This window comes from Mycobacterium numidiamassiliense (genome assembly GCF_900157365.1).
Lineage (GTDB): Bacteria > Actinomycetota > Actinomycetes > Mycobacteriales > Mycobacteriaceae > Mycobacterium > Mycobacterium numidiamassiliense.
In genome coordinates, this window is record NZ_FUEZ01000003.1 from 1,176,767 (window position 1) to 1,191,000 (window position 14,234).

Consider the following 14,234-nt stretch of genomic DNA (forward strand, 5'->3'; position numbering starts at 1 on the left):
CAGTTTTAACTGATTACTTTAGGCTGGCGCCATGGAAGGCATCGGCGAATCCGCTGGAGTCGCCGCCCGGGACCTTCGGGTGGTGTTCGGCCGACTACGACGTCGGTTGAGAGATGTCGCGATCGACGGCGATCTGACACCGTCACAGACAGCGGTACTCACCCGGCTCCGGAAAGAGGGGGCATCGTCGGCCAGCGCATTGGCCGGCGCGGAGCGGGTACGCCCCCAATCGATGGCAACCATCGTGGCCGCCCTGTACCAACGCGGGCTCATCGAGCGCACACCCGACCCCGAAGATGGTCGGCGCCAAGTGCTCTCGTTGACCGAGGCGGGCCGCGCGCGCGCCGAGAGCGACCATCAGGTGCGCGAGGAGTGGCTGGCACGTGCCATGCAAGATCGCTACTCCGAGCCCGAACGACGCATCATCCTCGACGCGCTATCCCTGCTCGAGCGATTGACCGAATCATGAAAGGACGCTGATTGCAATGGAATTAGCGGTGCACTTTATCGACTTCCTGCCGGGCGACCCGGCGAAGCTGGGCCCGATATTGGCCGACGCGGCCGTCGCCGCCGAACAAGGCGGAGCGACGCTGTTCACCCTGGCCGACCACTTCCTGCAGATGGAAAACCTCGGTCCGGCCAAGGACCCGTTTCTCGAGGGCTATACCTCGCTGGGTTTCCTTGCCGCGCAGACCACATCGATCGACCTGAGCCTGCTGGTCACCGGGGTCACCTATCGCTATCCGGGCGTGCTGGCCAAGGCCGTCACCACGCTGGACGTGCTGTCGCAGGGCCGTTCGATGCTGGGACTCGGCGCGGCCTGGTACGACCGCGAACACGCGGCACTCGGCATTCCGTATCCGCCGCTGCGCGAGCGCTTCGAGATGCTCGAAGAGACGCTGCAGATCTGCCTGCAGATGTGGAGCGACGATGACGGGCCGTATGACGGCAAGCACTATCAGCTGGCCGAGACAATCTGCGAGCCACGACCCATCCGCCGTCCTCCGATTCTGATCGGCGGCGACGGCGAGAAGAAGACGCTACGGCTGGTCGCAGAGTACGCCGACGTGTGGAACAGCATGGAGTCCGATGTCGATGCGGTCAAGCACAAGATCGACGTGCTGAACCGCCACTGCGACAACGCAGGTCGCGATCCCGATGACATCCGCAAAACGTGCGGGGGCCTGGCGACGCTCGATCCGTTCCAGGACATCGACGAATACCTGAAGACCGTGCAGCGCTTCGCCGACCTCGGGATCGAGATGATCAACGTCGGTCCCCTACCGGGAAACCCCGACCCGGTCGGCCATATCCGCCGGCTCTGCGACGAATTGGTACCCAGGCTCACCGAGATAGGTTGAGCGCCCGCAGTTTTACGCTGCGACAGCAGCCATGGGCGACTGCTGGTCAACGGTGATCACGACGGCGGGCGGCGTGCTGGTATTCACCTGCGTGTTGCTGCCGGCGGTGATCATCACGATGATCCAGTAGATGATGCCGCCCACGATCGAGATGATGCCGATGACGATTCCGGCGATCGCCAGGCCGCGGCCACTCTGACCAGTCTGCTTGATCTGGTTCAGCGCGAGGAAGCCGAAGACCACCCCGACGACGGACCCGACGCCCACACAGATCCACCCCAACAACGACGCCACCAACGACACGATGGCGAAAGTGTTGGTGCCCGAGGCGGGCTGGGACGGCGGGTAGCCCGGCCCCGGCGGCGGGGGGTACCCCGGTCCTGGCGGAGGCGGATAGCCACCCGGCGGCGGCGGGGGGTAGCTGGGCGGTTGATCCGACAAGGACGCCTCCTAGGCTGGGGTCAAGTGGGACACACTCTACGCCGCAGGTCGTTGCTTGTCGCTCATTGATTTCGTCCGTTATGCGGGGTATCGGGAGTAGCACACGTCCATGTTTCCTCCCACGCCGCCGCGGAATGCCGCGATGCGCGTGAAGCCGGCCGGCACGCTGGTCCCGTCCGCGTCGCTGGCAACCATGTGGTTGGTGAGCAAACCGGCGACGGCTTCGTCGAGATCGCCGGCGGTCAACAACAACTCCTTCTGCGAGGGCGTCTCGATCGGCTCGGCCATCTTGCGGTGCACGACGCCGGTCAGGCACGCGGTCCGCAGCGCGGTCCACGGACTCTGCATCGGCAGATTTCGTTCGTGCTGCACCGCCAGCGCGTATCTGGACATCACCACCGAGAGTGCGGTGTCGTCACCCTGCGGCAGGGTGTCTTCGCTTTCGCTGGAGACCTTGCCCAGCTGCGTCAGCCCGGGCAGGTCCACGACGATGGTGTTGGTCGCCGGACAATAGGACGCCGGCGGGCTGGGTTTGGCATCCGGGCAACCGGCCGCCTTGTAGGACAACGTCGGTGGATTCTTGGGCGAGAACACCTTTCCCAACAATTCCATCAGCGTTGACAGGGTGTCTTCGTCGATGGGCACCTCACCGGTGCCGGTGTCCCCGTTGGGATCGGCCTGCAAGGCGGTCGGCAGGTCACCGCGGCGTTGGGCGATCTCCTGCTTGTTGATACCCGCGCAGGCCGAAGCGCCCGTGACGAACCCCATCTGGAACGCGCTGATCCGATCCAGGGCGGTCCCATGCTCGTCGTCGTTGACGGTGTCGGCATCCTGAACCGGGTCGCGGGTGGTGATGATGCCGGCCAGCACGTGGTCGAGCCCGTCGGCGGTGCTCAGGGTGAACCGCGACGACTTGCCCGCGGCAACCCAGTACAGATAAACGCCCGCGAAACAGTCGGCCTGCTGCTCGCGAACAATAGTGGGATCGGATCTGGTCACGAGTTTCGCCATCTGCTGCAAGGCATGTCCGAACTCGTGCGCCAACACACCCGTCACGGACATGTCGCCGAAATAGCGTTGCGCGACGGCCATGAACACCGTGCGATCCCAGGCGATCAAGTTGCAGCGCGACGTGAAAAAGGCGTTGACGAGTTTGTAGGTGTCGTTGTGGCAAACGATCGGACTGCTCGGACTGTTCGAGTCGTAGGACACCAGCTTGCCGACCGGAAGGAAGGTGCCTTTCAGCGACTGGCTGTAGACGGACTTCCAGTAATCCTCGATGTCGTTGACCGACAGCAACGACAATTTGTCGATCGATCCGTTGTCGGTGTTGACCACCGTGCCGTTGGGCGCCGGCGCATTCGCGCGGATGCCGCTCGGGCCGTTGGTGGCGGGCAGGTCGCCGACCCGGAACGGGTCGTTGAGCATCGACAGGGCCCGCCCCTGGGTCATCGTGCTGCACCCCGCAACGACAACCACCGTCGTTGCGCAGGCGATTGCCGCCCTCAGGATGGCCCGGATCTTCATGACCAACCCCATCCCGACCGGCCTGCATGACAGCATCTTCAGGGACCTCATTCTAGATCCGAAGCTTTCAGGGCGTAGCAAAAATGCGAGTCCCAGCAAACCACACAACCTGAATTGGGTCTACCGGTTGAAAATGCGCCGGACCCGCCCTCAGGGCAGCCGGGCGCGGTGCCGCTTGTCGTGCGGCAGCACGCCGTTGGCCCCGCCGATCGAGTCCGCGTAGCTACCGACCGCGGACGCCACGCCAAAACCCATGACCGCCAAGGCATCCCGGTTGACATTGTCGACCGTGTCGCGGGGAGTTTGGAAGTTGGGGTCGAACCACACGCCGGGCTGCCCGCCCCATAGTCGTGCTTGCACAGTGGTTTTCGGCTGTGCGCCGCCCGCGGTCATCCCGCCGACCGGGATGCCCGCGACCATGAAGGGGTGGTAGTCTGCCCGGGGGTTCAGCGGCATGACCGCGGGCCGCTTCCCGGCCAGGTTCAGATAGCCGGCCAGGGTGCGCTCGATACCCGCCGAGCCGTCGGGGACGTCGCTCGGGGCGATCCCGGGCGAGGGTGGACCGGATTGATCGCCGTCATCGGTGAAGAAGCCCGCGTTGGGCGACGCCAGCATGGTGAAGTTCAGGTACATCGCAATGTCGTTGAGTTGATCGCGATCCAGGCCGAACAGGTAGTCCATGACGCCGCCCAGGCCATCCTCCTCGGCTCCCCAGAACACGAAACGCACCGCGTTGGTGACCGGGGCCAGCGGTCCCAGCTGCAGCGCCGTTTCCAGCACCGCGGCCACACCGGATCCGTTGTCGTTGATCCCCGGACTGTCCCGTGGGCTATCGAGGTGCGCGCCGACGACGATCACGTCACTCGGCGAGCCGGTCCTGGTCTGCGCCAGCACGTTTCGCGAGGTGATCTTGATGTTCTCGGCATCGAGCACCAGATGTACCGGGGCACTCGCCTGCGCCAGCGCTTTGCCGCCGTAGTCGCTGACGACGGCGACCGGCACGGTCAGCTGTTTGAAATAGCCGGGGTTGAACAACGTCGGCGGGGCTCCCTGGGCGTTGGGGGCGCTGACCACGATCAGCGCGACCGCGCCCTTGGCCACGGCGGTCTTTTGCTTGTCCACCACCGAGCAGCTGGTGTCATCGACGAAGGCGATCGCCCCCGGCGGCAAGGCGGCCGGGTAATCGCCGACCGCACATCCCGATGGCGCGATGGGGCGAACCGGTTGTCCGGTGAGGCCGCCTGGAGGTGTCCGGACCAACAGCGACGCCTGATCGACCTGAAAGCTGCGCCCGGCGACCGTCAATGTCGGCTTGCCCGGCGAAATCGGGTACAACCGGTCGAATTGCGGCGTCGACACATCAAACCCCCTGTTGCGCAGCGCTTTTGCGACGTACTCGACGCTGGCGTCGTAGCCTGGTGTGCCGTCCGCCCTGCTCCCCTTATTGGCGTTGGCGATGTCCTGCAGCGCGTGCAGATGGGTGAACATCCGCTCCGCGGTGACCTTTTCGGCCAACTCTCTGCTCAGATCGGGTGCGGCAGCGGGTCGTGCCCGATGCGGCGACGAGCACCCGGTCACCACCAGAATGATGAGCAGCACCGCTGCTCTCAGGCGGCCGGTCATGGCCGCGAGAGTGTGTGGCGGACACGATCGGCCATGACCGGAACACCGTTGCGGCCGCCGAGGTCCTGCGCGTAGAGCGCCACGGCGTAGGCCACCCCGGCTCCCTGGATGCCCAGCGAGGTGCGGTCGACATGGTCGAGAGTGTCGGTCTTCTGGTGATAGTTGGGATCGAATGGCGCACCCGCGGTTCCGCCCCACAGCTTCGCCTGTTCGTCGGACATCTTGGCCTCCGCGCCGGAGAACAAGCCGCCCGCCGGGATACCGGCCAGGGTGAATCCGTCGTAATCGGAGCGGCCGTCGAACGACGTGTCCTGCGGGGTCTTGCCCGCCGTCTTCAGGTAGGCGACCAGCGTGCGCTCGATGCCGGCCGAGCCCTCCGGCACCACCGGATGACCGCGGGCGTCCGCGGGCAGGGATTGATCCCCGTCATAGGTGAAGTAGCCCGGATTCGGCGACGCGAGCATGTCGAAGTTCAGGTACAGCGCAATGTTTTTGAGGTCCTCGGAGTTCAGCGACTCGACGTAGTTGCGTGACCCGATCAGGCCGAGTTCCTCCGCGCCCCAGAAGCCGAACCGCACCGCATTGTGCACTTGTGGTGAATTCCCCAGCTGGACAGCGGTTTCCAGCACAGCGGCCACCCCCGAACCGTCGTCGTTGATACCCGGACCCTCCGGCACGCTGTCCAGGTGCGCGCCGGCCATCACCACGTCAGTGGGCGAGCCCGTCTTGGTCTGCGCAATGATGTTGCGTGCCTTGAAGCTCTTGGTGCTCGCCGTCACCTTGATGGTGACCGGCCCGGGCTGGGCGCGCAGCTGCACTCCGACGGAGCGGGTCACACTGACCACCGGGATCTTGACGTCGGTGGCGCCCCCGAGTGTCCCGCCCATTTCCTGCTCGTCGACGTTGTCGGCCACGATCATCGCCACGGCGCCACGCTGTGCCGCGGCGTCTTCCTTTTGAGCGAACGGGCAGGTGCCGCGGTCCACCAACACCACGGCGCCCGGTACCGGCAGTGTGTCGTAATCGGGGGCCACACAGCCCTGCCGGTCACCACCCGGCGCGCTCACCAGCGGCCCGCTCACCCCGTCTGGGCCGGTGCCCAGGGTGAATTCCAGTGCGCGCGCCTCCACGGCCCGGCCCGCGACGGAGACCACGGGCTTGTCGGCGTGAAACACCCGCGCCGAGAACTCGGGCGTCAGCACGTCAAAACCGGTGCGGCGCAACGTATTCACCACATAATCGACGCTGGCGTCGTAGCCCGGCGTGCCGACTGCCCGGGTGCCGTTGTTGGCGTTGGCAATGTCCTGAAGCTTGGACAGGTGCGCCATCATCGCGTCCGTCGTGACCTTCTTATGCAGTGCGGCGGCGAACTCGGTCGCGGCGGGGTTGGCGGTCGCCTGCTGCGAGTTCGCCGAACGATGAGAGCAGCCCACCAGCACCGCAGCGAGAGCGACCACAGCAAGCACGGCCGGGATCGTCCTCGAATTGTTCACCATCGAGCCCAACGTTAGACCGCGCCTTGCGGATCAGGCTCCGTACACGCAGAAGTCAGACATACAGCGAGTTGAACGGCGCGAACGGAATGTTGCGCACCACAAACCACGCCAGGACCAGCCCCAGTGTCAGCATTGGCGCCCAGCGCCAATGCTGCCAGCTTCGGATTCGTCGGCCCGTCACCCGACCGTAGGTCCACGCCAGGTAAGCCCAGACCAAGAGCACCACGGCCATTAAAGCCAACGCGTTGAACCTGGCGGCCGCGATCACGTTGCCGTGCATAAGCGAATACAGCATCCGCAGACTGCCGCAGCCGGGGCAGTCAATGCCCAGCAACGCCTTGGTGGGGCATACCGGCAGCGGACCGTGGGGGGTGGTCGGATCGCCCATCCAGATGGCAGCGCACGCCGCGGTCGCCGACGCCACCACCACCAGTGGGGCGCCGAGACCATGCGGGGCAAGCCGTGGACGAGTCACCGTCAAGCAGCGTCGGGCTAGAAGGTCCCCATCAGCATCGACATTGACGCCGGCGCTGGGTTCTCGGGGTGCGCGGTCACCATGACAATCACGATGATCGCCAGGTAGACGACGACGAGGACGACCCAGATGATGACCGACCACCGCACCCACTTCTTGGCGCTGTCGGCGGCTGCCTGGGCTTCGGCGTAGCGGCCCTGGGCCCACAACCCGCTCACCGAGGCGGCCTTGACGATTGCCACGATTCCCGTGATCGGGAAGCAGAGCACCGTCGCCAGAATCGCCCAGACCAAGTAGTTGTTGGGCTGTTGAGCGGCCGGCTGTGGCGGTGGGTATCCGGGCGGGGGCGGCTGTGCGGTCATGGATTCTCCACTCGAAAAAAGTTAGCTGGCGTCTGGCGGTGCCTACGCTACCGGAGCCCCGGCAACCCGGCACGGTTTCCTTGAGTGGCGGAATGTACTGCCCGGCCCAGGCGTGGCCTACGATCCCTTTAGCAAACCGCCAAGGAGTCCATCGGATGCCCCATCTCGCCGCGCCTCTGCGCGTCATGACGGCTGCGGCGCTCGCGGGCGGCGTGGTTGTCGCCATGGCCGCCGCGACGGCGAATGCGGACCCCACCACTACTCCGACCTCGAGCACTCCCACCGCGAGTCCGGCAGATCTCAACACCCTGGCGGCCACGCTGTCAAAAGGCTACGGCCTCAATAACTGCACGCCGCAAAACATCATCAACGGTGAATTGGCTTCACTCGCGTGCGGACAAAGCCCCGACCCCAGTGGGCCCGTTCAGGCGAAGTACATCCTGTTCACCAATGGCGGCAATTTGGCCACCGTATTCAAGAACAGCATCAAGGACGACGTCTTGACGGCGTGCGGCGACCAGGGCCAGTCGCCCACTTCCTGGCACCAGGGCAGTTCCACCACCAGTGCGGGATCGGTGGCATGCGGGACGTACCAGAACGGCGCCGAGATCATCTGGACCAATGACGCCAAGAACATACTGAGCTATATCCGCGCGTCCAACACCGACGTTGGATCGTTGTTCCAGTGGTGGCGGGCCAACGGCTGACCACAATTCGAAAACACTATTTTTCGGGGTGGGACGCAAATACAATCCCGATGTTAATTAGCTACGCCGCAGTCGGGCAAAAGGAGTTGCAGGATGCCGTATCTCACCAACGTGCTGCGAGCCGCGACGGCCACAGCACTCCTGGGCAGTTTCGCCTGCCTGGGCACAGCCATTGCCAACGCTGACCCCAACGACACGCTGAACAGCGCGCTGTCGAAGGGCTACACCCCCAGCAATTGCTCGCCCCAAAAGGTGAGCGACGTCCAGGGCTCCTTTACCGCCACTGTGGTCGCGGTAGTGCAGTGTGGACAAAACTCTGACTCCAGCGGTCCGATGGGTGGCAAGTATTTCCTGTTCAGCAACAGCGCCGACACGGCCAGCTCGTTCACCAAACTCATTAGCAGCGACACCCTCGCCAACTGCGGCACCGCGTCGTCGCCGACCACGTGGCACCAGGGCAGCAACACCGATTCGGCCGGACAGGTGGCGTGCGGGACGGATTCGGGTCAGGCCGAGGTCCTTTGGACGGTGGATGCCAAGAACGTGCTGGCCTTCGTCCGCGCGAGCAACGGCGACACGGCGGGCCTGTACAAGTGGTGGCAGGCCAACGGCTGATCGTTACAGCGCAGCTGTAACGAGCTCGGCGACGGCGCTCATCCCGGCAGCGTTGGGGTGCAGCGGCGCGGGCCGGCCGGGCAGCGGCACCACGAACGTGCCCGGCGTGGTCGTCCACGGCTCGGCCGACCATGCGTGGTGCTCCCGGCTGGCCGCGGCGGCATGGATGACGCCGCAGCCGGTTTCGGCCGCGGCGTCGGCGGTGAGGCGTTCGAGAGTGCCGGCCACATGGCGGCCCAGCTCGGCGTCTTCCTCCGAAAGAGGCTGCGCGGGAACGCCTTCCGGCGGTAGCAAGGTCAGGTAGTCGACGAAGAAGACGCGGGCGTCGGGTGCGCGCCTGCGCAGTTCACGGCCGACCGCGCACAGCGCATGGAACACGTCGGCCAAAGCCCGGTCCCGCGCGTCGCGGTCCAGCAATTCGGCGATGCGCCCGCCGAGCAGCGGTAGGCGACGCGCCCAGTGCGGCAACGAGGCCGCCATTAGCAGCGGAACGTAGCCGACGTCGTTGCCACCGATGGTCACCGTGACCAAGCTTTCCGAGCCGTCCAGCGCGGTCAGCTGGGGCGGCGCACCGTGCTGGCGGTCGGTGAGCAGGTGCGCGGTGGTGGCACCGGAGAAGGTGACGTCCACCGGCTCGAAACCCGACCGTTCGGCAACCAGATGGGCGTAGTTGCGGGCCGATCGCCCCGACAACCGCGGCGCCCCCGCGGCGCCCGGTCTGATACCGGGGCCCGCGGCCATCGAACTACCCAGCGCGACATACCGTTTCATCGGTCGGGACTGGATGCCTGCGCCCAGAATCGCTTGGGAATGCGTCCGGCACGCCGCGCCAGGTGCCCGGCGGTCACAGCGGCCGACATCGCGGCGGCCATGGCCGGCGGGTCGGCGGCGCGGGTCACCGCGGAGGCCAATAGCACGGCGTCGCAACCCAACTCCATCGCCAGCGCCGCGTCGCTGGCCGTACCGATGCCTGCGTCGAGCACCACGGGAACTCCGGCCCGGGCGACGATCATCTCGATGTTGTGCGGATTGGTGATCCCCAGGCCGGTACCGATCGGCGAGCCCAACGGCATCACCGCCGCGCAGCCGGTGTCCTCCAGCCGACGGGCCAGCGCCGGATCATCGTTGGTGTAGGGCAGCACCACGAATCCGTCGTCGACCAATTGTTCTGCCGCCCTGACTAATTCGACAGCGTCGGGCAGCAAGGTGCGTTCGTCGGCGATGACTTCGAGTTTGACCCAGTTGGTGCTCAGCGCCTCGCGGGCCAGCTGCGCGGTGAGCACCGCCTCGGCCGCGCCTCGGCAGCCCGCGGTGTTGGGCAGCGGCGTGATGCCCAGCCGGTTGAGCAGGTCCAGCAATCCGGTCCCGCCCTCGACGTCGACCCGGCGCATGGCGACGGTGGTCAGTTCGGTACCCGAGGCGATCAGCGCCTGTTCCAGCACCGACAGGTTGGCCGCACCCCCGGTCCCCATGATGAGCCGCGAGGTGAAGCTGCGGTCCGCAATCGTCAGCTTGGGTTCAACCACCTTGCACCGCCGTTACCACCTCGAGTCGAGCGCCATCGAAAAGCGTTGTGGTCCAATTAGATCTCGGCAGCACGGCATCACCCACCGCCACCGCTACGCCGCGGTCCGGGAAACCCAGTGAGGCCAGCAGTCCCGCGACGGTGGTCTGTTCGTCGACCTCGACCCGTTGTTCGTTGACCGTGATGATCATCAGTGGACTCCCACCGCTGCGAGCTCGGCAATGACGTGTTCGGCGGTCCACGGTGCCAGCAGGATGCCCGACCGGCCATGGCCGGCGGCGACGAACGTGCGTTGGTCGAGGCGGTGCACGAGAGGCAGATTATCGGGCGTCATCGGGCGCAGCCCGGCGGCGCATTCGACCAACTCGTACTCGCCCAGTGCGGGCAGCACCGCGCACGCGTCGTCGAGCAGGTCGCGCACCCCGGACACCACCGGGGCGGTGTCGCGACCGTGCTCGTACTGCGTGGCACCGACGACGACCCCGTCCGCGCGCGGCACCAGATACACCTGCCTGCCGTGCACCCGGGCGCGAATCACCCTGCCCAGCAACGGCATACAACCCTTTCGCCAGCGCAGACGCAGCACCTCACCCTTGACCGGGCGGATCGGTAGCCCCGGCCACAGGGAGGGCGCGTCGATGCCGTTGGCGATCACCACCGCGTCACCGTCGACACGCGTCATGTCATGCACCGGCCCCGCCCACTCGACGCCGAGGCGCTCGCAGTCCGCCGCCAGCGCATCGAGGAGCGCGCGATTGTCCACCGCGAGCTCGGTGGGCGCCTGAAAGCCGTGCCGGATGCCTTGGGCCAGAAGCGGTTCGACATCACGGGCGGCCGACTCCCAGGTCACCGGATGCCCCTGGCCCGACAACCAGTCGGCAACGGTGCGCAGGTCTGCCACGTCGGCCCGGTCGACCGCCACCACCAGCGACCCGCGAGCGGTGATCAGCTCCGGCGGCAGCCCGTCCAGAAAGCCGCCGTCGCGCCATAGCCGCAGCGACTCGAGGCCCAGCCGCAGTAGTCGTTCCTCGCCGGGCCAGCCTTCGCTGTGTGGGGCCAGCATGCCGCCGGCGACCCAGGAGGCGCCGCGGTCGCCGGTGCGGTGCACCCGCACGGACCAGCCCGCGCGCGCCGCCCGGCGCGCCACCGACAACCCGATGACGCCGCCGCCGATGACGGCTACGTCGGCCGGAGACTGCATCCTCTACTCCCTTCGCCGGCATGACCCGGATCAGGTGTGACGGTAAGGGCAGGTCCAGATGGACTGGCTGTGCCCACTCTCAGCCCCGCTCCGGGGACTCCCGTGTCTAAGTTCTTCGGCCTCTACGCTAGCGCGCTAGCGTCGCGGTGTGCACCAACTCGTCCCACGTCTCGCGTCAGCGCGGCTCTATCTGTGTACCGACGCCCGCCGGGAACGCGGCGACTTGGCTCAGTTCGCCGATGCCGCGCTGGCCGGCGGGGTGGACATCGTCCAGCTGCGCGACAAGGGGTCGGCCGGCGAGCAGCGGTTCGGGCCGCTGGAAGCGCGCGAGGAGTTGGCGGCGTGCGACATCCTGGCCGACGTGGCCCGCCGGCACGGTGCATTGTTCGCCGTCAACGACCGGGCCGACATCGCCCGGGCGGCCGGCGCCGACGTGCTGCATCTGGGACAGGGCGACCTACCGGTGCGCGTCGCGCGCGACATCGTCGGGCCGGACACGCTGATCGGCCTGTCCAGCCACGACGCCGAACAGGCCGCCGCGGCCGCCGGCTCCGACGCCGATTACTTCTGCGTCGGCCCCTGCTGGCCCACCCCGACTAAGCCGGGCCGCGCCGCCCCGGGCCTGGAACTCGTCCGGGCGGCGACCGCCCTCGGGACCGGCAAACCGTGGTTCGCCATCGGCGGCATCGATGCGCAGCGGCTGCCCGAGGTGCTCGACGCCGGAGCCCGGCGGATCGTGGTCGTGCGCGCGATCACCACCGCCGACGACCCGCGGGCCGCCGCCGCACAGCTCAGGTCAGCGCTTGCAGCAGCGAATTGATGCGGGGACTCGGCGGCGTGTGATCCTCGTCGCCGGGCATGCACCAGACGAAGACCCCGGCCTCGATCTCCAGCGTGCGCGGCAGGCGCTGACGCCGTTCGTCGCCGTGGCCCAGCGGCACCACCGCCGGAGCGATGCGCAGCCGCTCCCAGCTGGCCGCGAAGCCGGGATGCAGCGGCAGGTCCGCCACCTCGTCCTCGGCAACCCAGCGCATTTCGGCGCTCTCCCGGTTGGGCACCGTGTGCAGCAGTTCAGCGGCATCGGCAACGACGGTGGTGTAGGTCCAGTGCGTCCCGGCCAGCCCGGCGACCCGGGCCGTCACCACCTCGCCTCGCACCGAAACCCGCTCGGCGAGCAGGCCGGCCTCCTCGTGTGCCTCCCGAACCGCGGTTTCCTCGGCGGTCTCGTGACTGTCGCGCGCGCCACCGGGCAATGCCCAGGTGCCGCCCTGATGGCTCCACACCGCACGATGCTGCAGCAGCACCGCCGGGGTGCCGTCCGGCCGCGGGGCCCGCAGCAGCAGACCCGCCGCGCCGTACCGGCCCCAGTAGTGGGCGCCGCTGTCGGATATCACCCATCCGTCACCGTCGCCCTGCACGAGATCAGGATATGCAGGCAATCGCTGAAAATGCGTCCGCCTCCCCCCATCGGCGCAGACATTCTCTTAGAATTCGCTTATACAGGTAAGTACAGCGAATTCAGCGGCCGAGAGATGAGGTCTGAAGCGACGTGACGGTTGAGCTGGCGCACCCGTCGACCGAGCCGCTGGGATCGCGGTCGCCGGCCGAACCGGCGCATCCGCGCTGGTGGTTCATCTCGACGACGCCCGGCCGCATCCTGACCATCGGCATCGTGCTGGCCGCGCTCGGCGTCTCCAGCGCCTTCGCCACGTCGACGACGATCAACCATCGACAGCAGGTGCTCTCGACCGTGCTCAACCACACCGAGCCGCTGGCGTTCGCCGCCGGACGGCTCTACACCACCCTGTCGGTGGCCGACGCCGCGGCGGCCACCGCGTTCATCGCCCAGGCCGAGCCGCGGCCGGTCCGGATGCGCTACGAACAGGCCATCACCGACGCCTCAGTGGCGGTCACCCGGGCGTCCAGTGGACTCACCGATGAACCGCTGGTGCAGCTGCTCGGCAAAATCAATGCCGAACTGGCCGTCTATACCGGGTTGATCGAGATCGCGCGAACCAACAACAGGGAGGGCAATCCGGTCGGGTCGTCATATCTGTCGGAGGCATCGGGGCTGATGCAGTCGACGATCCTGCCCGATGCCGCGCAGCTTTACCAGGCCACCTCGGAGCGGGTGGACTCGGAGACGACGGCATCGACGCACTTCCCCGCGCCGGTGATCCTGGTCGTGGGCGGCACGGTCGTCTTCGGCGCGTTCTCGCATCGCTGGCTGGCCCGGCGCACCCGGCGCCGAATCAATCCGGGCCTGGTCGTGGGCGCGCTCGGTATCCTCGTGATGGTGGTGTGGGTAGGAACTGCGCTGACGATCTCCACGACCGCCAGTCGAAGCGCGAAAGACACTGCGGCCGAGTCGCTCAAGACTGTGACCAACGTCGCCATCACCGCCCAGCAGGCACGGGCCGACGAGACGCTGTCGCTGATCCGGCGCGGCGACGAAGAAGTCCGCAAGCAGTCGTTCTATCAGCGCATCGACGCCATGCACCAGCAGCTCGACCAGTACATGGCACGCCCCGATGCCGTCGACAAACCCGACTTGCAGGGCGCCGACCAGCTGTTGGTCCGGTGGCGGCAGGCCAACGACCGGATCAACTCCTACATCTCGGTCGGCAACTACCGGGCCGCCACCCAGGTCGCGCTGGGCAGCGCCGAAGACGACTCCACCCCCGCGTTCGACAAGCTCGAAGACGAGTTGGGCAAGGCGATGACGCAATGCCGCGCGCACCTGCGCAACGACGTGATCAACGCGCGCAGTGGGCTATCCGGCGCGCAGGTCGGCGGTGTGGTGCTCAGCCTGGGTGCGGCCATCGCGGTCGCGCTCGGCCTGTGGCCTCGGCTGAAAGAGTATCGATAGTGACGCGCCTGCCGTGGGTCCGGCGGGCGAAG

General features: G+C 67.0%; 17 protein-coding genes and 1 riboswitch. Of the genes, 6 read left to right on the forward strand and 11 right to left on the reverse strand.

All coding sequences use genetic code 11. The annotated features are described in order from the left end of the window. The first annotated feature begins 31 nt into the window (after positions 1-31). A complete protein-coding gene (locus tag MNAB215_RS05490; RefSeq protein WP_077077796.1) occupies positions 32-469 on the forward strand; it encodes a MarR family winged helix-turn-helix transcriptional regulator in 438 nt (145 codons plus the stop codon). Between the two features lie 16 nt (positions 470-485). Continuing rightward, positions 486-1,361 (forward strand): LLM class F420-dependent oxidoreductase, encoded by an 876-nt coding sequence (locus MNAB215_RS05495; RefSeq protein WP_077077797.1) that lies wholly within the window; start codon positions 486-488, stop codon positions 1,359-1,361. Positions 1,362-1,373: 12 nt separating this feature from the next. Here the strand turns inward: MNAB215_RS05495 and MNAB215_RS05500 are convergent, their stop codons facing one another. The 6 genes from MNAB215_RS05500 to MNAB215_RS05525 all read right to left on the reverse strand — a co-directional run bounded on the left by MNAB215_RS05500 (position 1,374) and on the right by MNAB215_RS05525 (position 7,285). Further along, the gene (locus MNAB215_RS05500) at positions 1,374-1,802 is read right to left on the reverse strand and encodes a DUF4190 domain-containing protein (protein WP_077077798.1); all 429 of its coding nucleotides are present in this window, start codon (positions 1,800-1,802) and stop codon (positions 1,374-1,376) included. Positions 1,803-1,880: 78 nt separating this feature from the next. Then, positions 1,881-3,341, reverse strand: coding sequence for a neutral zinc metallopeptidase (locus MNAB215_RS05505; protein ID WP_425436424.1), 1,461 nt, complete (start codon positions 3,339-3,341; stop codon positions 1,881-1,883). 138 nt (positions 3,342-3,479) lie between these two features. Then, positions 3,480-4,952, reverse strand: a complete 1,473-nt coding sequence (locus MNAB215_RS05510) for a M28 family peptidase (protein WP_077077799.1) — start codon at positions 4,950-4,952, stop codon at positions 3,480-3,482. Beyond that, the gene (locus MNAB215_RS05515) at positions 4,949-6,448 is read right to left on the reverse strand and encodes a M28 family metallopeptidase (protein ID WP_077077800.1); all 1,500 of its coding nucleotides are present in this window, start codon (positions 6,446-6,448) and stop codon (positions 4,949-4,951) included. Before MNAB215_RS05515 ends, MNAB215_RS05510 begins: the two co-directional genes overlap by 4 nt. Before the next feature lie 52 nt (positions 6,449-6,500). Further along, complete coding sequence (locus MNAB215_RS05520; protein WP_083746057.1) at positions 6,501-6,836, reverse strand: DUF2752 domain-containing protein; 336 nt, start codon at positions 6,834-6,836, stop codon at positions 6,501-6,503. Positions 6,837-6,940: 104 nt separating this feature from the next. Continuing rightward, positions 6,941-7,285 (reverse strand): CD225/dispanin family protein, encoded by a 345-nt coding sequence (locus MNAB215_RS05525; protein WP_077077802.1) that lies wholly within the window; start codon positions 7,283-7,285, stop codon positions 6,941-6,943. A gap of 155 nt (positions 7,286-7,440) precedes the next feature. On the opposite strand from MNAB215_RS05525, the gene MNAB215_RS05530 reads away from it, so the two are divergent. Together MNAB215_RS05530 and MNAB215_RS05535 are read left to right on the forward strand one after the other, a co-directional pair. Further along, positions 7,441-7,992, forward strand: a complete 552-nt coding sequence (locus tag MNAB215_RS05530; protein WP_077077803.1) for a serine/threonine protein kinase — start codon at positions 7,441-7,443, stop codon at positions 7,990-7,992. 93 nt (positions 7,993-8,085) lie between these two features. Further along, complete coding sequence (locus MNAB215_RS05535) at positions 8,086-8,607, forward strand: hypothetical protein (protein WP_077077804.1); 522 nt, start codon at positions 8,086-8,088, stop codon at positions 8,605-8,607. Between the two features lie 3 nt (positions 8,608-8,610). On the opposite strand, the gene MNAB215_RS05540 is transcribed toward MNAB215_RS05535, so the two are convergent. From MNAB215_RS05540 to thiO, 4 genes are all read right to left on the reverse strand, one after another. Beyond that, positions 8,611-9,378, reverse strand: a complete 768-nt coding sequence (locus MNAB215_RS05540; RefSeq protein ID WP_077077805.1) for an SGNH/GDSL hydrolase family protein — start codon at positions 9,376-9,378, stop codon at positions 8,611-8,613. Then, complete coding sequence (thiG, locus tag MNAB215_RS05545; protein ID WP_077077806.1) at positions 9,375-10,133, reverse strand: thiazole synthase; 759 nt, start codon at positions 10,131-10,133, stop codon at positions 9,375-9,377. Before thiG ends, MNAB215_RS05540 begins: the two co-directional genes overlap by 4 nt. Next, complete coding sequence (thiS, locus tag MNAB215_RS05550) at positions 10,126-10,323, reverse strand: sulfur carrier protein ThiS (protein WP_077077807.1); 198 nt, start codon at positions 10,321-10,323, stop codon at positions 10,126-10,128. The genes thiG and thiS overlap by 8 nt, the downstream gene beginning before the upstream one ends. Beyond that, a complete protein-coding gene (gene thiO / locus MNAB215_RS05555) occupies positions 10,323-11,333 on the reverse strand; it encodes a glycine oxidase ThiO (protein ID WP_077077808.1) in 1,011 nt (336 codons plus the stop codon). The genes thiS and thiO overlap by 1 nt, the downstream gene beginning before the upstream one ends. Continuing rightward, a riboswitch (TPP riboswitch) is annotated at positions 11,324-11,447 on the reverse strand. Its footprint overlaps the gene before it by 10 nt. A 34-nt stretch (positions 11,448-11,481) precedes the next feature. Here thiO and thiE point away from each other — a divergent pair. Next, the gene (gene thiE / locus MNAB215_RS05560) at positions 11,482-12,153 is read left to right on the forward strand and encodes a thiamine phosphate synthase (protein ID WP_077077809.1); all 672 of its coding nucleotides are present in this window, start codon (positions 11,482-11,484) and stop codon (positions 12,151-12,153) included. Here the strand turns inward: thiE and MNAB215_RS05565 are convergent. Then, on the reverse strand, positions 12,125-12,751 hold the full coding sequence (locus tag MNAB215_RS05565) for an NUDIX hydrolase (RefSeq protein ID WP_077077810.1): 627 nt from the start codon (positions 12,749-12,751) through the stop codon (positions 12,125-12,127). The two genes, thiE and MNAB215_RS05565, sit on opposite strands and share 29 nt — an antisense overlap. A 131-nt stretch (positions 12,752-12,882) precedes the next feature. Between MNAB215_RS05565 and glnX the strand changes: the two genes are divergently transcribed. Next, positions 12,883-14,202, forward strand: coding sequence for a protein kinase G-activating protein GlnX (gene glnX, locus MNAB215_RS05570; RefSeq protein WP_077077811.1), 1,320 nt, complete (start codon positions 12,883-12,885; stop codon positions 14,200-14,202). The last annotated feature ends 32 nt before the right edge of the window (positions 14,203-14,234 follow it).